Origin of the sequence: Pseudomonas sp. URMO17WK12:I7 (genome assembly GCF_003269045.1) — a bacterium.
In the GTDB taxonomy this organism is placed as follows: domain Bacteria; phylum Pseudomonadota; class Gammaproteobacteria; order Pseudomonadales; family Pseudomonadaceae; genus Aquipseudomonas; species Aquipseudomonas putida_J.
The window spans coordinates 218588-237890 of the sequence record NZ_QLTL01000012.1; the positions used below are offsets into that span (position 1 = coordinate 218588).

The 19303-nt window shown below is 63.4% G+C and carries 16 protein-coding genes; 3 read left to right on the forward strand and 13 right to left on the reverse strand.

The features are described from left to right. Window positions 1-20 precede the first annotated feature (20 nt). From H040_RS18335 to dksA, 12 genes are all read right to left on the reverse strand, one after another. On the reverse strand, window positions 21-890 hold the full coding sequence (locus tag H040_RS18335; protein WP_027917677.1) for an oxygenase MpaB family protein: 870 nt from the start codon (window positions 888-890) through the stop codon (window positions 21-23). Window positions 891-932: 42 nt separating this feature from the next. Then, window positions 933-2867, reverse strand: coding sequence for an acetate--CoA ligase (gene acs, locus H040_RS18340; protein WP_027917676.1), 1935 nt, complete (start codon window positions 2865-2867; stop codon window positions 933-935). A 225-nt stretch (window positions 2868-3092) separates the two neighbouring features. Continuing rightward, window positions 3093-4757 (reverse strand): glucose-6-phosphate isomerase, encoded by a 1665-nt coding sequence (gene pgi / locus H040_RS18345; RefSeq protein ID WP_027917675.1) that lies wholly within the window; start codon window positions 4755-4757, stop codon window positions 3093-3095. Between the two features lie 146 nt (window positions 4758-4903). Next, window positions 4904-5767 (reverse strand): pantoate--beta-alanine ligase, encoded by an 864-nt coding sequence (panC, locus tag H040_RS18350; protein ID WP_027917674.1) that lies wholly within the window; start codon window positions 5765-5767, stop codon window positions 4904-4906. After that, window positions 5764-6564, reverse strand: coding sequence for a 3-methyl-2-oxobutanoate hydroxymethyltransferase (gene panB, locus H040_RS18355; RefSeq protein ID WP_027917673.1), 801 nt, complete (start codon window positions 6562-6564; stop codon window positions 5764-5766). Before panB ends, panC begins: the two co-directional genes overlap by 4 nt. Before the next feature lie 262 nt (window positions 6565-6826). Then, window positions 6827-7306, reverse strand: a complete 480-nt coding sequence (gene folK, locus H040_RS18360) for a 2-amino-4-hydroxy-6-hydroxymethyldihydropteridine diphosphokinase (RefSeq protein WP_027917672.1) — start codon at window positions 7304-7306, stop codon at window positions 6827-6829. Continuing rightward, entirely contained in the window at window positions 7303-8694 is a 1392-nt protein-coding gene (locus tag H040_RS18365; protein ID WP_027917671.1) for a polynucleotide adenylyltransferase PcnB, read from the reverse strand. The genes folK and H040_RS18365 overlap by 4 nt, the downstream gene beginning before the upstream one ends. A gap of 949 nt (window positions 8695-9643) precedes the next feature. Then, window positions 9644-11089, reverse strand: coding sequence for a sigma-54-dependent transcriptional regulator (locus H040_RS18370; RefSeq protein WP_027917670.1), 1446 nt, complete (start codon window positions 11087-11089; stop codon window positions 9644-9646). Window positions 11090-11093: 4 nt separating this feature from the next. Next, window positions 11094-14069 (reverse strand): sensor histidine kinase, encoded by a 2976-nt coding sequence (locus H040_RS18375; RefSeq protein ID WP_027917669.1) that lies wholly within the window; start codon window positions 14067-14069, stop codon window positions 11094-11096. After that, the gene (locus H040_RS18380; protein WP_003250005.1) at window positions 14053-14229 is read right to left on the reverse strand and encodes a hypothetical protein; all 177 of its coding nucleotides are present in this window, start codon (window positions 14227-14229) and stop codon (window positions 14053-14055) included. The genes H040_RS18375 and H040_RS18380 overlap by 17 nt, the downstream gene beginning before the upstream one ends. 244 nt (window positions 14230-14473) lie before the next feature. Then, window positions 14474-15361, reverse strand: a complete 888-nt coding sequence (gluQRS, locus tag H040_RS18385) for a tRNA glutamyl-Q(34) synthetase GluQRS (protein ID WP_033696033.1) — start codon at window positions 15359-15361, stop codon at window positions 14474-14476. Between the two features lie 63 nt (window positions 15362-15424). Beyond that, complete coding sequence (gene dksA, locus H040_RS18390) at window positions 15425-15871, reverse strand: RNA polymerase-binding protein DksA (protein WP_027917667.1); 447 nt, start codon at window positions 15869-15871, stop codon at window positions 15425-15427. A 210-nt stretch (window positions 15872-16081) separates the two neighbouring features. Here dksA and H040_RS18395 point away from each other — a divergent pair, with 210 nt between their 5' ends. Next, complete coding sequence (locus tag H040_RS18395) at window positions 16082-17254, forward strand: pyridoxal phosphate-dependent aminotransferase (protein ID WP_027917666.1); 1173 nt, start codon at window positions 16082-16084, stop codon at window positions 17252-17254. Then, window positions 17255-17968, forward strand: a complete 714-nt coding sequence (sfsA, locus tag H040_RS18400; RefSeq protein WP_027917665.1) for a DNA/RNA nuclease SfsA — start codon at window positions 17255-17257, stop codon at window positions 17966-17968. Here the strand turns inward: sfsA and H040_RS18405 are convergent. Next, entirely contained in the window at window positions 17958-18275 is a 318-nt protein-coding gene (locus H040_RS18405; protein ID WP_027917664.1) for a Rieske (2Fe-2S) protein, read from the reverse strand. The genes sfsA and H040_RS18405 overlap by 11 nt on opposite strands. A gap of 147 nt (window positions 18276-18422) precedes the next feature. Here H040_RS18405 and H040_RS18410 point away from each other — a divergent pair, with 147 nt between their 5' ends. Next, complete coding sequence (locus tag H040_RS18410; protein WP_027917663.1) at window positions 18423-19298, forward strand: heme/hemin ABC transporter substrate-binding protein; 876 nt, start codon at window positions 18423-18425, stop codon at window positions 19296-19298. The last annotated feature ends 5 nt before the right edge of the window (window positions 19299-19303 follow it).

Below are 19303 nucleotides of genomic sequence, written 5' to 3' on the forward strand. Positions count from 1 at the left end.
GCTGGGGCGACCATTTCCCGTCACTCGATACCCATGCGTCGCCTGGCCCGATGTGCAGAGCCGTCTCGCATGGCCCAGCGCAGAATTGGCGCTGTGCTTTGCAGGCCAAGGCGGATCATGCGCCGTTGCAGCGGCCCTTGTTGCAGGCCGAGCATGGCCTGAGCCCAGCCCGGCAGCAGATCGATGCCGGCATGCAACATTAGCTTGCCGACCGGCTCGGCAAGGCGGCTTGGCGCGGGTGCATCGAGCAGGATCTCGACAACCTCCAGGCTACGCGCGCTGCATTGCAGTTGTGGGCGCATTCGGTGCAGGTAGTCCGCGACCTGCTGGCAGGAGCGGGGGACATTGCGCGCCCCGAGGCGTTCGGCGATCAGGGCGATCTCGGCGTAATAGGCGTCCTGATCGGCACGTGAAAGGCCGGGGTCGCGGTAGCGCAGGTGGGCCGCGAGGAAGCTGCTGACCTCCGCCACGTGCACCCAGGTCAGCAGGTTGGGGTCACTTGCGGCATATGGGCTGCCATCGGGCGCGGTGCCGGTCACCTGCAAGTGGATGGTGCGCACCTTGTCGATCAGCCATTCGGCATCGCGGGTAGCGCCGAAGGTGGTGCCAGAGATGAACTGGCTGGTGCGGCGCAGGCGGCCGAGCAGGTCTTCGCGGAAGTTGGAGTGGTCCCACACCCCGGCCAGGGCCAATGGGTGCAGCAGTTGCAGCATCAGCGCACTGATACCGCCGACCAGCATGCTCGGGAAGTCGCCATGCACCCGCCAACTGATGCTGTGCGGGCCGAACAGGCCGGGGTCGCCTTTGGGGGACTCGAGGTCGAGCTGGCCGAGGGCAAGCCCGGTGAGGCTCATGACCTGGGTTTCGATGCGGCGGCGTAGGGCTTCCATGGCGTCCTGTGCTTCAGGACGGCCATGGCAAGTGGCCGCCCGTTATTGATTGAGGCGTTTGTCGATCAGGCCCTGCACCACGCTTGGGTCGGCCAGGGTCGAGGTGTCGCCGAGGTTGTCCAGTTCGTTGCAGGCAATCTTGCGCAGTATACGCCGCATGATCTTGCCCGAGCGGGTCTTGGGCAAGGCGGGTGCCCACTGGATCAGTTCCGGCTTGGCAAAGCTGCCGATCTCCTTGCTGACCAGTGTCAGCAGCTCGGCCTTGAGTGCATCGTCAGGGGTAATACCGTTCATGGTGGTGACGAAGGCATACACGCCTTGGCCCTTGAGGTCATGGGGGTAGCCGACCACGGCGGCCTCGGCGACGCTGTCGTGCAGCACCAGCGCGCTTTCTACCTCGGCAGTGCCGATGCGGTGGCCGGAGACGTTGATCACATCATCGATGCGGCCGGTGATCCAGTAATCGCCGTCGGCATCGCGGCGGGCGCCGTCACCGGTGAAGTAGTAACCGGGCATGGGCTTGAAGTAGGTATCGACCATACGCTGGTGGTCGCCATAGACGCTGCGGATCTGCCCGGGCCAGCTGGCCTTGATCACCAGCAGACCGGCGCCCGGGCCCTCGATCAGTTTGCCTTTGTCGTCCAGCAGCACCGGCTGCACGCCGAACATTGGCTGTGTGGCGCAGCCGGGCTTGAGCCTTTGGGCCCCTGGTAGCGGCGTGAGCATGATGCCGCCGGTTTCGGTCTGCCACCAGGTGTCGACGATTGGGCAGCGCTTTTGCCCAACCTCTTCGAAGTACCACTCCCAGGCTTCGGGGTTGATCGGTTCGCCAACGCTGCCGAGCAGGCGCAGGCTTTCGCGCGAGGTGCTCTGCAGCGGTGCCGAACCCTCACGCATCAATGCGCGCAGCGCGGTGGGCGCGGTGTAGAAGATGTTCACCTGGTGTTTGTCCACCACCTGCCAGAAGCGCGAAGTGTCCGGGTAGTTGGGTACGCCTTCGAACATCAGCGAAATCGCACCGTTGGCCAGCGGCCCGTAAACGATGTAGCTGTGGCCCGTGACCCAGCCGACGTCGGCCGTGCACCAGAACACCTCGCCGTCGCGGTAGTCGAACACCACCTTGAAGGTCATCGTCGCCTGCAGCAGGTAGCCACCGGTGGTATGCAGCACGCCCTTGGGCTTGCCGGTGCTGCCGGAGGTATACAGGATGAACAACGGGTCTTCAGCATCCATTGGCGCTGGTGGGCAATCGTCACCGGCCTTGTCGGTCGCTTCGTGGTACCAGAGGTCGCGACCCTGGCTCCAGGCCACATCGCCACCGGTGCGACGCACCACGAACACGCTGCTGACTGCAGGGCAGCTGGCCAGGGCCTTGTCGACGTTCTGCTTGAGGGGGATGCGCTTGCCACCCCGCACACCTTCATCGGCGGTGATCACGGTGCGGCAGTCAGCGTCGAGAATGCGGTCGCGCAGGGCATCTGGGGAGAAGCCGCCGAACACCACCGAGTGGATGGCGCCGATGCGTGTGCAGGCGAGCATGGCGTAAGCGGCTTCGGGAATCATCGGCATGTAGATGCACACTCGGTCGCCTTTGTTCACGCCGCGTGCCTTCAGGGCATTGGCCAGGCGGCAGACCTGACGGTGCAGTTCGCGGTAGGTGATGGCCTTGGAATCCTTGGGGTCGTCGCCTTCCCACAGCAGTGCGGTTTGTCCGCCGCGCTGGGCCAGGTGACGATCAATGCAGTTGTAGCTGACGTTCAGTTGGCCACCGTCGAACCAGCGGGCCTTGCCGGTCTTCAGGTCACATTGCTGGACGCTCGACCAGGGTTTGATCCAGTTGAGGCGTTTGGCCTGTTCTGCCCAGAAGGTGTCGGGGTCATCGACCGACTGGCGGTAGAGGCGCTGGTAGTCGTCGGGGGAGAGGCTGGCGGCCTGGCTGACGGCCAGGGCCTGGGGATACTGCCTGATATCGAACATGGCGGTGGTCCTGCTCTTGTGAGGGGCGAGGGACAGCAGCGGCTATTCGATGGACAGTGTAGTCAGCGGGGATGTTCCTTGAAGGCTGGTGCTGAGGTTGTAGGAGCGGCCTTGTGTCGCGAAAGGGCTGCGAAGCAGCCCCAGATCCTAGAGTAAAAGCATGAATGGCCGGGGCCTTTCGCGACACCAGGCCGCTCCCACAAAGAGCAGCCTGGTGAGCGCGGGTCAACCGCGGTGACGACCGCGGAAGTAATTGATCAGGCCCTGGGTGGAGCCATCTTCGGCGCTGTCTTCCAGGCTGCCGACTAAGCGCTGGTAAACGCCCTTGCCCAGTTCCTTGCCCAGTTCCACGCCCCACTGGTCGAAGGCATTGATGCCCCAGATCACGCTTTGCACGAACACCTTGTGCTCGTACATCGCCACCAGTGCGCCCAGGCGACGCGGGCTGATACGCTCGACCACCAGAGTGTTGCTCGGGCGGTTGCCCGGGATCACCTTGTGCGGCGCGAGCTTTTCGATGTCCGCTTCGTTCAGGCCCTTTTGGCGCAATTCGGCCTCGGCCTCCTCACGGGTCTTGCCGAGCATCAGCGCCTGGCTTTGCGACAGGCAGTTGGCGTACAGCCACTGATGGTGGTCGGCCACCGGGTTGAAGCTGACCACTGGCACGATGAAGTCGGCCGGGATCAGCTGGGTGCCCTGGTGCAGCAACTGGTGATAGGCATGCTGGCCGTTGCAGCCGACGCCGCCCCAGATCACCGGGCCGGTATCGGTTTTGACCGGGGTGCCATCTTGCAGCACGCTCTTGCCGTTGGACTCCATATCCAGCTGTTGCAGGTGCTTGGTGATGTTGCGCAGGTAATGGTCATACGGCAGGATCGCGTGGCTGCTCGCGCCCCAGAAGTTGCCGTACCAGACACCCAGCAGGGCCAGCAGCACCGGCATGTTCTTGTCGAACGGTGCGGTCTGGAAGTGCTGGTCCATGGTGTAGGCACCCGACAGCAACTCCTTGAAGTTGGCGGTGCCGATGGCCAAGGCGATTGGCAGGCCGATGGCCGACCACAGCGAGTAGCGCCCGCCTACCCAGTCCCACATCGGGAAGATGTTCTCTTCACGAATGCCGAATGCCACGGCGGCGGCCTTGTTGCTGGATACTGCGATGAAGTGGCGATACAGCTCTGCTTCCGTGCCGCCTTGGGCCAGGTACCAGGTGCGCGCGGCCATGGCGTTCTTCAGCGTCTCGAGGGTGTTGAACGACTTCGACGAGACGATGAACAGCGTGGTTTCGGCGCGCAGGTTGGCCGACAGCTCATGGAATTCACTGCCGTCGATATTGGCCAGGTAATGGCAGCGCACGCCGCGCTGGGCATAAGGCAACAGAGCTTCGGAAACCAGCTCGGGGCCGAGGAACGAGCCGCCGATGCCAATGTTGACCACATCGGTGATCGGCTTTTCGCTGTGGCCACGCCACAAGCCGTCATGAATGCGGCCGACCAGCTCGGTGATCTGGTTGAGTACCTTGTGCACTTCCGGCATCACGTTGACGCCGTTGACGCTGAGCTTGTCGCCTACCGGGCGGCGCAGCGCGGTGTGCAGCACCGGGCGGCCTTCGGAGGCGTTGATGATCTCGCCGCTGAACATCGACTTGATCGCATCCTGCAGGCCGACTTGTTCCGCCAGGTTCACCAGCAGGTCGCGGGTTTCGTCGGTGATCAGGTTTTTCGAATAGTCGAGGAACAACCCGCAGCTGCTGAGGGAGAATTGGTCGAAGCGCTTGGCATCGGCGGCAAAGGCTTCGCGCATGCTGAAGCCTTGCATGGCGTCGCGGTGTTTCTGCAGGTCCTGCCAGGCGGGCAGGGCCGTCACATCGTGGGGGGTACGGTAATACGCCATTGCGGGGAATTCCTTGATGCGTGGTGAGCCTTGGACAGGGCAGTCATTGCCGGGTTCAGACTGGCCATCATTATAGGCAAAGGCCACGCGCAGGGAATGGGTATGGCAGGGGATTTTGGGAGGGGCGCTGGGCGCGCCCCAAGCCATTATGCGGTTTTCTCGTCCAGATGCAGGTAAAGGTTGTCGATAAGGCGAGTGTTACCCAGGTATGCCGCTACGAGAATCACCAGGTCCCGGTCGCCGAATGTTGCCGGGCGCAGGTTCACTGCATGACGCACTTCCAGGTAGTCCGGGCGCAGCCCGGCAGCGATCAGATCCGCCTTGCCTTGCTCGAGCAGCGCCGCGAAATCTGCCTGGCCACGGCCAAGCGCTTCACCGATCTGCTTCAAGGTGCGATACACCACGGGTGCGGTGCTGCGTTGTTCAGGCGTCAGGTATCCGTTGCGCGAAGACAGCGCCAGGCCATCTTCGGCGCGCACGGTCGGCTCACCGATGATCTGGATCGGCATGTTCAGGTCGCGCACCATGGCACGGATCACTGCCAGCTGCTGGTAGTCCTTCTCGCCAAACACGGCCAGGTCTGGCTGGACCATGTTGAACAGCTTGCTGACCACGGTCGCCACGCCTTCGAAATGCCCAGGGCGGCTGGCACCGCACAGGCCCTCGGAGAGGCTGGGCACGCTGACGCGGGTTTGCACGGCCATGCCGTCGGGGTACATCTCTTCGACAGTGGGCGCGAACAGCAGGTGGCAGCCCGCATCGAGCAGGCGCTGCTGGTCGGCAGCGAGGGTGCGCGGGTATTTGTCGAGGTCTTCGTTGGCACCGAACTGCAGCGGGTTGACGAAGATGCTGGCGACCACGAAATCGGCACGTTGGGCGGCCTTGGTCACCAGCGCGGCATGGCCGCTGTGCAGGTTGCCCATGGTCGGCACGAAGGCGATTCGCTTGCCTTCGCTGCGGGCACGGGCGACGGCGGCACGCAGTTCGCGGACGGTCTTGACTGTGTTCATGCGCTGAATCCGTGCTCGGCTGCCGGGAAGGTAACGTCCTTGACGGCCTTCACGTAGGCGGTGAGGGCGCTCTGGATGTCAGGCTGGCCATCCATGAAGTTCTTGACGAACTTTGGCACCCGGCCACTGAGTGACAGGCCGAGCATGTCGTGCAGCACCAGCACTTGGCCATCGGTGGCGCTACCGGCGCCGATGCCGATCACCGGAATGCCCACTGCCTGGGTGATTTCCGCCGCCAACTCGCTGGGTACGCACTCCAGCAGCAGCATCGCCGCGCCGGCTTGTTCCAGGGCAATGGCGTCGGCACGCATCTGCCGCGCCTGCGCTTCCTGGCGGCCCTGGACCTTGTAACCGCCCAGCACGTTGACGGTCTGCGGGGTCAGGCCCATGTGCGCACACACCGGTACGCCGCGTTCGGCCAGCAGGCGAATGGTTTCGGCCAGCCAGGCGGCGCCTTCAAGCTTGATCATGTGGGCGCCGGCTTGCATCAGCGTGGCGCAGTTGGCGAAGGCCTGCTCGGGCGTGGCGTGGGCCATGAACGGCAGGTCGGCGAGGATCAGCGCGCCATCGTTGCCGCGTTTGACACAGGCGGTGTGGTAGGCCATTTCGGCAGTGGTGACGGGCAGCGTGCTGTCATGGCCCTGCAGGACCATGCCCAGGGAGTCGCCCACCAGCAACACGTCGACGCCGGCCTGGCTGCAGGCCTTGGCGAAGGTCGCATCGTAGCAGGTCAGCATGGTGATCTTTTCACCCTTGGCCTTGAGGCCATGCAGGGTGGTCAGGGTTACTTCAGGCATGTAGGAAAATCCTCGTTCAGGCGCTGTGAAAAACGACTGCATACAACGCGTGTAGTCATCTTCCGGAGCGGCACATCATCGCGCGTGATGTTCGGGCACAGGTCCGTCCGGGCCTAAATACGGGTATGCGGCACTTTGGTGCCACACGGGACGCCTATAGTCGTGAGCGAGGTGGGGGAAGTCAATCACCCTGTTACCGCATTGTTACTAACAGGGTGTTACTGGCGTTACCGTGTTCTGCTGAATGTCTCAAACGCCCGGTTTACAGGCGTTCCAGGCCGACGAACGGGCAAGCTTCGAGCAGTTTGGCGAGCGCACGGCCATCGGCCAGGCAGAAGTCGCCCGCTACCAGTTCGGCCAAGGGGTACAGCACGAAGGGGCGTGCGTGCATGTGGTAGTGCGGTACCTGCAGGCGTGGCACGTCGATTACCTGGTCACCGAACAGCAGGATATCCAGGTCGAGCGTGCGCGGGCCCCAGCGTTCCTTGCGCACGCGGCCATGGCCGTTCTCGATGGCCTGCAGGGCGTCGAGCAGGTCCAGTGGCGCCAATGTGGTGTCTAGGGCGGCCACGGCGTTGGTGTAGCGCGGTTGACCGGGCAGCAGCGAATCGCTGGTGTACAGGGCCGAAGCCGCCACCAGGCGGCTGCCATCAACCTGGTCAAGCGCCTGCATGGCGCTGCGCAACTGCTCGGCAGGTGCGTCCAGGTTGCTGCCCAGGCCAATGTAGGCGCGCGTGGTCACTCGAACGCCTCGTCACCACCGCTGCGTTTGCGCTTGCTGGCGCTGCGCTTGCGTTTGCGCGGGCCGGCAGCCGTGCCTTCGTCACGGCTGCCGAGTTCGCGGATCATCTCGCGACGCTCGCTGTCGTTGGCATCCTGGTAATCGGTCCACCACTGGCCGAGGTCATCGGTTTCCTCGCCAGCGCTTTCGCGCAGCAGCAGGAAGTCGTAGCCGGCGCGGAAGCGCGGGTTGTCGAGCAGCAGGTCAGCGCGTTTGCCGCTGCGGCGCGGCAGGCGTTCCTGCATGTCCCAGATCTCGCGGATCGGCAGGGTGAAGCGCTTGGGAATGGCGATACGAGCGCATTGCTCGGCGATCAGGTCGTGGGCTGCACCGTTCATGGCCGGAATCGGCGGCACACCCTGGTTCTGCAGATGCAGCACGCGGCTTGGCAGGGCAGGCCAGAGCAGCGCGGCGAACAAGAAGGCCGGGGTTACCGGCTTGCCTTGCTTGACGCGCAGGTCGGTGTTGTTCAGCGCCTGGCTGATCAGGGTGTGAGTGTAGGTCGGGCGCTCGTCCAGGGCATGGGCACTGGCCGGGAACAGCGGCTCGAACAACTCCAGGTCGACCAGCATTTCGAAGGCGATTGCACCCTGGCCGGAGAGGAACAGCTTGAGGCATTCCTCGAACAGGCGCGCTGGTGGGATCTCGCGCAGCAACGGGGCCAGTTTGCGGATCGGCTGGAAGGTGTGCTTCTCGATGCCGAAGTCGAGCTTGGCGGCGAAACGCACAGCACGCAGCATGCGCACTGGGTCTTCCTGGTAGCGGTGGGTCGGGTCGCCGATCAGGCGCAACAGGCGGTTGCGCACATCGTGCACACCGTTTGCGTAATCGAGGATGCGCTCGCTGACCGGGTCGTAGTAGAGGGCGTTGATGGTGAAGTCGCGGCGTTGCGCGTCTTCTTCCAGGGTGCCGTACACGTTGTCACGCAGGATGCGACCACTGGCGTTGTGCGACGAACGGTGGCTGTCGCCCTGGTCGTCTTCCGAGTGGGGGGCGCGGAAGGTAGCGACTTCGATGATCTCACGGCCGAAATGCACGTGGACCAGCTTGAAGCGCCGGCCAATGATGCGCGCGTTGCGAAACTCGGCACGCACTTGCTCGGGCGTGGCGCTGGTGGCGACGTCGAAGTCCTTGGGCGTGATGCCCAGCATCAGGTCGCGGACGCAGCCACCGACCAGGTATGCCTGGTAGCCCGCACTCTGCAGGCGCTCGACGATGTTCACCGCGTGGCGGCTGAACTGGTGGCGCTGCAGCGAGTGTTGGCTCTTGTTGATCACCTCGGGCGTGGTGCGCCGGTGGTGCTGGCCCGGTACGGGAGGGCGGAAAGACTGGAACAGCTTCTTCAGCATGGGATGCACTGTTTGAAGGAATGATCGGCCAAGAATAGGAGAATGGCCGCATGATGGGCGGGGATTCTAGCATTTACTCAGGGAATGGTGTAGGCGTTGGCAGGAAGGGCTGCCAGAAGGGGAGAAACGACAAGGGGAGCCTAAGCTCCCCAAGAAGTCGTTGCGTGCTCTTATTGTTTTTTTACTGGGCTTCTTGTTTTTGTTGAGTGCCCTGCCCACAAATCTCGAAGCTTGTGGACGACCCCCAATCCAGGGGTAAAGAGCAAACGGATTGCTTTGGCCGCTGATGTCACGTTGATCCTTCGATCCAACCAGTTCAGGCGCTGCTTTTAAGTGCAGTTTTTGTTGTTCTCTGCCTGGTCGTGGGGCAAGCCCCAAACACGCATCCTCTCCAAAAGAATCAGTTAGCTGCGCCTCCGCCGTCTTGTTTTTATTGTGCGTGAGCCGTTTCGTCTTGTTCTTATTCTGAGTTGCTGTGCTTGTTATTGTTCTTGTACCAGACATATAGCAGGTGCCGTGCCAACTTTTCGAAATCCAATGAAATCAAGGGTTTGGCGGAAATTTGCGGTTGGCGGCGGGCTGAAAATGTAGATTTTTCGTTACCGTACGCCTCGGGAACTGTTACGGCGCGAAGGTTGGGTAACAGATTTGTGCGGGAACTGAGGTGTTACCGAGGTGGGCTCGCCGTGAGACGTTCAGCGCCTGTGAGACCGAGCTCCGCCCGCGCGGCGCATCGCGGATGAATCCGCTCCTACATCTGTTGCAACGTACCGAACCTGTAACGTAATGGTTGCCAGCCTTGGCGCGTGACTTGTGCCCTACAAACAAGGCTGACAATCATGGCCTGTCAGACATGGGCACGTTGCAACAAATGTGGGAGCGGATTCATCCGCGATGCGCCGCGCGGGCGGCGCTCGGTCTCACAGGCGCTGAAACGCTCGCGACATACTCAGTTATCGCTGGTGGCGTTGCTCTTGCGCCGAGGGATGCCCAGGCGCTGGCGCCGTTCCCACAGACACTTGCGGCTGACACCCAGCTTGCGTGCCAGCTCGGTCTCGGTCATGTGGTCCTGGTGCTCGAGCACGAAATGCTGGAAATAATCCTCCAGCGACAGGTCTTCGGTCGGTTCGTGGCTGGCACTGCTGGCGCTGGCCGCGACCAGGGCATTGTCGAGGATGTCATCCTCTTCGAGGTCACTGAGTTCGATGTCGATGCCCAGCATGTCGGCGGAAATTTCCGCGCTCTCGCTGAGGATCACCGCGCGCTCCACGGCGTTTTCCAGTTCGCGCACGTTACCCGGCCAGCTGTAATGACGAATGGCTTGCTCGGCCTCGGCCGAGAAGTGCAGGTCGTCACGGCCGATACGTGCGCTCTGGCGGGCGAGGAAGGCGTTGGCGATCTCGTTGACGTCACTGCCGCGCTCGCGCAGGGCTGGCAGCTTCAAGGCGATCACGTGCAGGCGGTAATAAAGGTCTTCGCGGAACTGCCCGGACTTGGCCAGGTTCTTCAGATCGCGGTGAGTCGCGGCGATCAGGCGCACGTCGACTTTTTGCGACTGCACCGACCCGACCCGACGGATTTCACCTTCCTGCAGCACCCGCAGCAGGCGGGCCTGGGCTTCCAGCGGCAATTCACCGATTTCATCGAGGAACAGAGTGCCGCCATCGGCGGCTTCCACCAGGCCAGCGCGGCCGGCACTGGCGCCGGTGAATGCGCCTTTTTCGTGGCCGAACAGTTCCGACTCGATCAGGGTTTCCGGAATGGCCGCGCAGTTCACCGAGATCATCGGCGCCTTGGCGCGCCGCGACAGGTTGTGCAGGGCGCGGGCGACCAGCTCTTTACCGGTGCCCGACTCACCCTGGATCAGCACGTTGGAGTCGGTAGGCGCAACCTTGCGGATCTTGCTGTACATATCCTGCATCGGCGGGCAAGAACCGATGATGCCGATCTCGCCATTGGCGGCTGCGGCACCTTTGTCGGCTGGCGCGGCCTTGCCGTTGGCCCGCGGCTCGGCGGCCGGGGCCGGCGCGGCTGCCGGTGCGTTCTGCCGGTCACGCAGGATGCGTGCCACGGCCTGGAGCATTTCATCGTGGTCGAAAGGCTTGGCGATGTAGTCCACCGCACCCATCTTCATCGAGTCCACCGCCGAGCGCAGGCTGGCGTAGCTGGTCATGATCAGCACCGGGGTGCCCTGGCCGAGCTTGATCAGCTCGGTGCCTGGGGCGCCTGGCAGGCGCAGGTCGCTGACGATCAGGTCGAAGGTAGCAATGCTGAAGCGTTCCTGGGCTTCCTGCACCGAGCCGGCTTCGCTGACCTGGTACTGGTTCCGTTCGAGCAGCCGGCGCAGGGCCGAGCGGATGATGGTTTCGTCTTCGACGATCAGAATGTGCGGCATTGATTCAATTCTCTCGACGGTCTCGAATTTCAGGGGACGTCGCTACGACATGCCGGGGCAGGGTCACGCGGATCCGGGTGCCACGTTGCCGTTCGATGTCGGCCGGGCTGTCGATGGTGATTTGCCCATAATGCTCTTCCACGATGGAATAGACCAGAGCGAGCCCCAGTCCGGTTCCCTCGCCCGGGTCCTTGGTGGTGAAGAACGGTTCGAACAGGCGGTCCATGATGTTTTTCGGAATACCGCTGCCCTCGTCCTCGACGATCAGGTCGACGGTGTGTTCGCTGACTTCGCTGCGTACCCGCACGGCGCTGCCGGGAGGCGAGGCGTCACGGGCGTTGGAGAGCAGGTTGATCAGCACCTGGGCGAGGCGCTGCGGGTCCCCTTCGGCCCAGTGGTCCGGGTCGCAGAGATTGAAGAACTGTACTTCGAAGTTGCGCCGGTTCAATGCCAGCAGACCGATGGCATCCTGCGCCACCTCGGCCAGGCAGACTGGCTCTTCGCTGTTCTGGTGGCTGCCGCCAGCGTGGGCGAAGCTCATCAGCGACTGGACGATGCGCGAGACGCGCTTGGTCTGTTCGAGGATCTGGCTGGACAGCTCGATGATTTCGCCATCGCCTTCGCGCTCTTCGCGCAAGTTTTGCGCCAGGCAGGCGATGCCGGTGATCGGGTTGCCGATTTCGTGGGCCACACCTGCAGCCAGGCGGCCGATGCTGGCCAGGCGCTCGGAGTGCACCAACTTGTCTTCCAGGGCCTGGGTTTCGGTAAGGTCTTCCACCAGCAGCACCAGGCCGCTGTTGCCCGGTGCCAGGGGCTCATCGATGGCTGCCTTGTGCAGGTTCAGCCAGCGCGGCTGGCCGTCCAGCGCCAGGCGCTGCTTGTGCAGGTGTTCGTCGGGCACGTTGATGAAGCCTTGCAGCAGGCCGCGCCAAGGTTCGCCGATGGTCACCAGGCGTGAGCCGACCACGTGCTTGGCGGCGATGCCGGTCAACTCTTCCATGGCCTTGTTCCACATCAGGATTTCCTGGTCCTTGGCCAGCGAGCAGACGCCCATGGGCAGTTCCTGCAGGGTCTGGCGGTGGTAGCGACGCAGGGCGTCAAGCTCGGCAGCCAGGCCGGTGAGGCGCGAGTGGTAGTCTTCCAGGCGGCTTTCGATGAAGTGGATGTCCTCGGTGACGTAGTTTTCGTTACCCGATTTGTAGGGCAGGAACGTCTCGACCATGTCCTGGGCCACGCTCGGCCCCATCAGGCCGGAAAGGTTGGCCTCGATACGGTCACGCAAGCGGCGCAAGGCATAGGGGCGGCGTTCGTCGAACGGCAGGTAGAGGTCACGCAGGGCCTGTTCGACTTCTTTCTGCGCGGCCTTGGCACCCAGGGGTTTAGCCAACTGTGTGGCGAACTCCTGCGGTGAGGCGGCATGCAGCTCGCGGCGCTGCGGGCGGCGTACGTTGTCCACGGCGCAGGCCTCTGCGGCGCTGACCTCTTCGGTGCTGGCATTGGTGAAGAGCGAAATCAGCGTGAACAGCAGGACGTTGGCCGCCAGCGAAGCGATGGCCGCCATGTGCCAGCTGGTGTCGTCGAGTACATAGATCATGTCCAGCAGCGGAATGTAGAAACCCTGCAGGTTGCCCAACAGCGGCAGCAGCATGGTCACCATCCACACCAGGGTCCCTGCCAGCAGCCCAGCGATGAAACCGCGGCGGTTGGCGGTCGGCCAGTACAGCACCGACAACACGCCCGGCAGGAACTGCAAGGTGGCGACGAAGGCGACGATACCCAGGTTGGCCAGGCTCTGGTGGTTGTTCTGGGTCAGGTAGAAGACGAACCCGGCAGTGATGATGGCGACGATCAGCGCCCGGCGGGTCCATTTCAGCCACCGGTAGATATTGCCTTCGGCCGGTGGTTGGTACAGCGGCAGCACCAGGTGGTTGAGGGCCATGCCCGACAACGCAAGGGTCGTGACGATGATCAGCCCGCTGGCGGACGCAAGCCCGCCAACGTAGGCCAGCAAGGCTAGCGCCTGATTGTTGGCGGCGATCCCCAGGCCCAGGGTGAAGTACTCGGGGTTGGTGCTGGCGCCCAGACGCAGGCCGGCCCACAGCACCAGCGGCACAGCCAGGCTCATCAGCAGCAGGAACAGCGGCAGGCCCCAGCTGGCGCTGACCAGCGAGCGTGGGTTGAGGTTTTCGGTAAAGGCCATGTGGTACATGTGCGGCATGACGATGGCCGAGGCAAAGAACACCAGCAGCAGGGTGCGCCATGGGCCTTCCTGCAGCGGCGTGTGCAATGCTGCCAGGGCGGTCTGGTTCTGCAGCAACCACACTTCCAGCTCGTGGGGACCACCGAACACACCGTACAACGCGTAGAGGCCGACGCCGCCCAGGGCCAGCAGCTTGATAACCGACTCGAAGGCGATGGCGAACACCAGGCCTTCGTGCTTCTCGCGCGTGGCGATGTGGCGCGAACCGAAGAAGATGGTGAACAGGATGATCAGGGTGCAGAAGGCGAACGCCACCCGTGCCTTGACCGGCTCGCCGGTGAGGATGCTGATCGAGTCGGCCACCGCCTGGATCTGCAAGGCCAGCAGCGGCAGCACGCCGATCAGCATGATGATCGTGGTCAGCGCGCCGGCCCAGGTGCTGCGAAAGCGGAACGCCAGTAGGTCGGCCAGCGACGACAGCTGGTAGGTGCGAGTGATCTTGAGGATCGGATACAGCAGCACCGGCGCCAGCAGGAATGCACCGGACACCCCCAGGTAACAGGCAAGGAAGCCGTAGCCATATTGGTAAGCCAGGCCCACCGAACCATAAAAGGCCCAGGCACTGGCGTAGACGCCCAGCGACAAGGTGTAGGTCAGCGGGTGGCGAATGATCGAACGCGGGATCAGCCCGCGCTCACTGATCCAGGCCACGCCGAACAGCACCATCAGGTACGCGGCGCTGATCAGGATCATCTGGGTCAGGCTAAAGCTCATCGGCATCTCGTTGGCTCTGCAGGATGAAGGTGACGACGATCAGGATCAGCCAGAGCAGGTAGGGGCGGTACCAGGCACCGGTCGGTTCGATCCACCAGTCCATGATGGCCGGGGAGAACAGGTAGATCCCCACGACCAGAAGCAGGACCAAACGATAGATGTACATGCTGGCCTCGATGGTTGGGCGCTGCGGGCTTGGAGTTATTATTGGCGCAATTGACTGTGGCGATGCTAGCGGTAATCGGTGGGGTTCGCCAAGGGTTTGAATTTATTGGGCTTTTGTTTTTGAGGGGAGGTTGCCTGTTGCGGCCCATTCGCGGGTAAACCCGCTCCCACAGATTCAGCGTGGCCTCCAGGCTTGGCGCGATCCCTGTGGGAGCGGGTTTACCCGCGAAGAGGCCGGCCCTGCGTCAGTGCAAATCAGCCTCTGGCACCGTGGCCCGCTGCGCAATCGCGTCCGGCCGCCAATGCTTGCGGGCCATCGCCAGCACCTCGGCAGGGGTCCCCAGCAACCACTCCGGCTCGGTCGCCTGCCCCAGCGCACGCAGCGCCCGCAACAACAGCGGCGTCGCATGCTCCGCCTGCAGCGGCGGCGAGCGATAGGACTTACCCAGCTTGTGCCCATCAGGCTGCACGATCAGCGGAATGTGCAGGTAACGCGGCTGCGAGAAGCCCAGCAGTTCCTGCAGGTACAGCTGGCGCGGGGTGTTGTCGAGCAGGTCGGCCCCGCGCACGATGTCGGTAACACCCTGCCAGGCATCATCCAGTACCACCGCCAGTTGATAGGCATACAGCCCGTCACGCCGCTGGATCACGAAATCCCCAACTTCACGCCCCAGGTGCTGCTGGAACTCGCCCTGCACCCGGTCGGTAAAGCGGTAGACCAGCTCAGGCACCCGCAACCGGATCGCTGCGCCTTCACGGGCATGCCCGGCGTTGCGGCAAAACCCTGGGTAGATGCCATTGTGGCCTTCCAGCTGCTTGCGCGAACAGGTACAGGCGTAGGCCAGGCCCATGCTGAACAGGCGGTCGACCACTGCGGCATAGGCGTCGTGGCGCTGGCTCTGGTACACCACCTCACCGTCCCATTCCAGGCCGTAGCGCTCCAGGGTCTGCAGGATCGCGTCGCGGGCCCCGGGCATCTCCCGGGGCGGGTCGGTATCTTCCATGCGCAGCAGCCAGCGGCCGTCTACTGCACGGGCATCGAGCCAGGAGGCAAGGGCGGCGACCAGCGAGCCGAAATGCAGGAAACCGCTCGGGGTGGGGGCGAAGCGTCCGGTGTAACGGGAGTCTTTCATGGCATTGCCGGGCATATAAATGAAACGGGGCGCAAGATGCGCCCCGTTCGGATGGGAGAAGTGTCAGCCTTTGCCGACGGTCTTTTCCTTTTTCTCCGAGATTTCCTTGCAGTCGAAGCACAGGTCGGCGGTCGGACGGGCTTCCAGACGGCGCAGGCCGATCTCGATACCGCAGGAATCGCACCAGCCGTACTCTTCGTCCTGGATTTTCTGCAGCGTCTTGTCGATCTTCTTGATCAGCTTGCGCTCGCGATCGCGGTTGCGCAGCTCCAAGGCAAACTCTTCTTCCTGGCTGGCGCGGTCGGCCGGGTCCGGGAAGTTCGCAGCTTCGTCCTTCATGTGGTCTACGGTGCGGTCGACACTCTGCATGAGCTCGCCTTTCCAAGCATTGAGAAGCTTGGTGAAGTGCGTTTTCATGGGTTCGCCCATGTACTCTTCGCCCTTGGTCTCTTTATAGGGCTCGACACCGTACATGGTCTGACCGGTTTTTTGCTTTTCTACGGTGGACATGAATAGACCGCCTCTCACTCATCTGATCCAATGCGCAGGCTGCTCCATCTCCGGCACCCGCCGGCCCTGCGACTGCGAGCCGCCGAACTTACCAGATAGATCGGGGGTGCGCTACCCCGCCCGATCCTAGGTGTTGACAGCGGCGCGCCGCGCACGTTCGATGCCGTGCGCAGGTAGAATAAACAGTTTAGACCCAATTGAGAGAAGGTCATGGCCCACCCCTACAGTGCGCGCAGCCGCGCCATCGAACCCTTCCACGTCATGGCGTTGCTGGCGCGGGCCAACGAGCTGCAAGCGGCCGGGCATGACGTGATCCACCTGGAAATCGGCGAGCCGGACTTCACCACCGCCGCGCCGATCGTCGCCGCCGGCCAGGCCGCCTTGGCCGCCGGGCATACCCGCTACACCGCCGCCCGCGGGCTGCCAGCGCTGCGCGAGGCCATCGCCGGTTTTTATGGCCAGCGCTATGGCCTGCAAGTTGATCCAGAGCGGATTCTCGTCACCCCGGGCGGCTCCGGCGCGCTGCTGCTGGCCAGCAGCCTGCTGGTCGACCCCGGCAAGCACTGGCTGCTGGCCGACCCGGGTTACCCGTGCAACCGCCACTTCCTGCGCCTGGTCGAAGGCGGCGCGCAGCTGGTGCCGGTGGGGCCTGAGGTCAACTATCAGCTGACCGCCGATCTGGTCGCGCGTTACTGGGACAAGGACAGCGTGGGCGCGCTGGTCGCCTCGCCAGCCAACCCGACGGGTACTGTGTTGAGCCGTGACGATTTGGCCAGCCTGTCCAAGGCCACCCGAGAGCGCCATGGGCACCTGGTGGTGGATGAGATCTACCACGGCCTGACCTACGGCATGGACGCGCCGAGTGTGCTGGAAGTGGACGACTCAGCGTTCGTCCTTAATAGTTTTTCCAAGTATTTCGGCATGACCGGCTGGCGGCTCGGCTGGCTGGTGGCACCGCCCAATGCCGTGGCCGATCTGGAGAAGCTGGCGCAGAACCTCTACATCAGTGCACCGAGCATGGCCCAGCATGCGGCGCTGGCCTGTTTTCAGCCGGAGACTCTGGCGATTTTCGAAGAACGCCGTGCCGAGTTCGCCCGTCGCCGCGATTACCTGTTGCCAGCCCTGCGTGAACTGGGCTTGCGCATTGCCGTCGAGCCACAGGGGGCGTTCTACCTGTATGCCGACATCAGCGCGTTTGGTGGGGATGCCTTTGCCTTCTGCCAGCATTTCCTCGAAACCGAGCATGTAGCCTTCACCCCAGGACTGGATTTTGGCCGCCATCTGGCCGGCCACCATGTACGTTTTGCCTACACCCAGAGCCTGCCGCGCCTGGAGCAGGCGGTCGAGCGTATCGCCCGTGGGCTGCGGAGCTGGCAGGGGTAAATGGTGTTCTTTCCTCAACTGGAGCAAGGGCGCCTGCTGCGCCGTTACAAGCGCTTTCTGGCTGACATCGAACTGGCCAATGGCGAGCAACTGACCATCCACTGCCCGAACACCGGTTCCATGCTCAATTGCATGCGCGAGGGCGGGCAGGTGTGGTTCAGCCGCTCCAACGACCCCAAGCGCAAGCTGCCAGGTACGTGGGAAATCAGCGAAACGCCCCAGGGCCGGCTGGCCTGTATCAATACGGGGCGGGCCAATGCGTTGGTTGAAGAGGCACTGCGCGCCGGGGTGATCGAGGAACTGGCCGGCTTTACTTCACTAAAACGCGAGGTCGCTTACGGCGAAGAGCGCAGCCGGGTGGACTTTCGCCTGGAGTTTGCCGATGGGCCAGCCTATGTCGAGGTCAAGAGCGTGACCCTGGGTTACCCGGACACAGCCGTGGCAGCGTTCCCGGATGCCGTCACCCAGCGTGGTGCCAAGCACATGCGCGAGTTGGCGGCGTTGGCCCGCCAGGGCATCCGTGCGGTGCAGCTGTACTGTGTGAACCTTACCGGTATCGAGGCCGTGCGCCCCGCAGACGAGATCGACTTCGCCTATGCCAGTGCGCTACGCGCTGCGGTGGCGGATGGGGTCGAGGTACTGGCCTACGGTGTGCGCCTGGACAGCGAGCAAATCGTCATCGACCGCCCGCTGCCGGTGCTGCTCAACCCTTGAGCCAGATGCCCTGGCTGTCTTCATGGCAGCCCAGGGGCTGGAGCATATCCCCTTCGCAGGGGCCAGCCACGCATTCGCCACTGTCGATCAGAAACAGCGCGCCATGATGGGCGCAGTGGATCAGGCTGGCGCTGTCGTCGAGAAAAGCGTCCTGCGCCCAGTTCAGTGGGATACCGCGATGTGGGCAGCGGTTGCGGTAAAGATGCACATGACCGTGGCGGCGCACGCCGAAAAAGTCGATGCCGTCTACGCTGAAGGCGCGGCTATGGCCCTCGGCCAGGGCCGCGGAAGGACAGATAAAGTGCATTGCTGGGAAGGCTCGTGAAACAAAGTGGTGGCTTGACGCTTCAATGCGAATAATTATCAAATTGCCCGCATTCGCTGCGCCAGCCGCTATGGTGCGCAGTTATGCCGCCCGCCACAAGGCGTACGGCCCGCCTTCAGAAGGAATCCGATGATGCGCCGTCCCGCTGCCTTGCTCGCCCTGTGCGCAGCTCTCGTTGTCGCCACCCAGGCCTTGGCCGTCGAACTGCCGCAGCGTTGGGTCAGTGCGGGCGGGGCGCTGAGCGAGTGGATCAGTGCGCTGGGCGGTGAGCCACGCCTGGTGGGTGTCGATACCACCAGCCAGCACCCTGAGTCGCTGAAGGCCTTGCCGAGTGTTGGCTATCAGCGGCAGTTGTCGGCCGAGGGCATTCTCAGCTTGCGCCCGGATGTGCTGGTCGGCACCGAGGAAATGGGGCCGCCGCCTGTGCTGGCACAGGTGCGCAAGGCGGGCGTGCGTGTCGAGCTGTTCTCCAGCCAGGCCGAGCTGGCTGCCGTGGACCAGAACCTCAAGCAGTTGGGGGCTTTGTTGGGTGCCGAGGAGAAAGCGGCACAGTTGTCTGCCAGCTATCACCAGCAACTCGAAGCGCTGCAACTGCAGGTGAAGCAGGCCCAGCAGCATCACAAGGCGCCAGGTGTGTTGCTGGTGGTTGGCCATGCCGGCGCCAAGCCGCTGATTGCCGGGCAGGGCACGGCAGGGGACTGGGTGTTGCGCCAGGCGGGGGCGCGCAACCTGGCTGAGCACCAAGGCTACAAGAACTTTTCCAATGAGGCGCTGGCGGCGCTCGATCCGGATGTGGTGGTGTTCTCCGATCGTGCGCTGAGTGGCGAGCAGGCATTGCAGGCGCTGCTCAAGGAAAATCCGGCACTGGCAGTTTCGCGTGCAGTGCGTGACAAGCGCCTGGTGTCGCTCGACCCGACATTGCTGGTTGGGGGGCTCGGCCCGCGCCTGCCAGCTGCCTTGCAGGAACTGGCGACTGCGTTCTACCCGGCAAGCGCAGCTAAATGAAACAA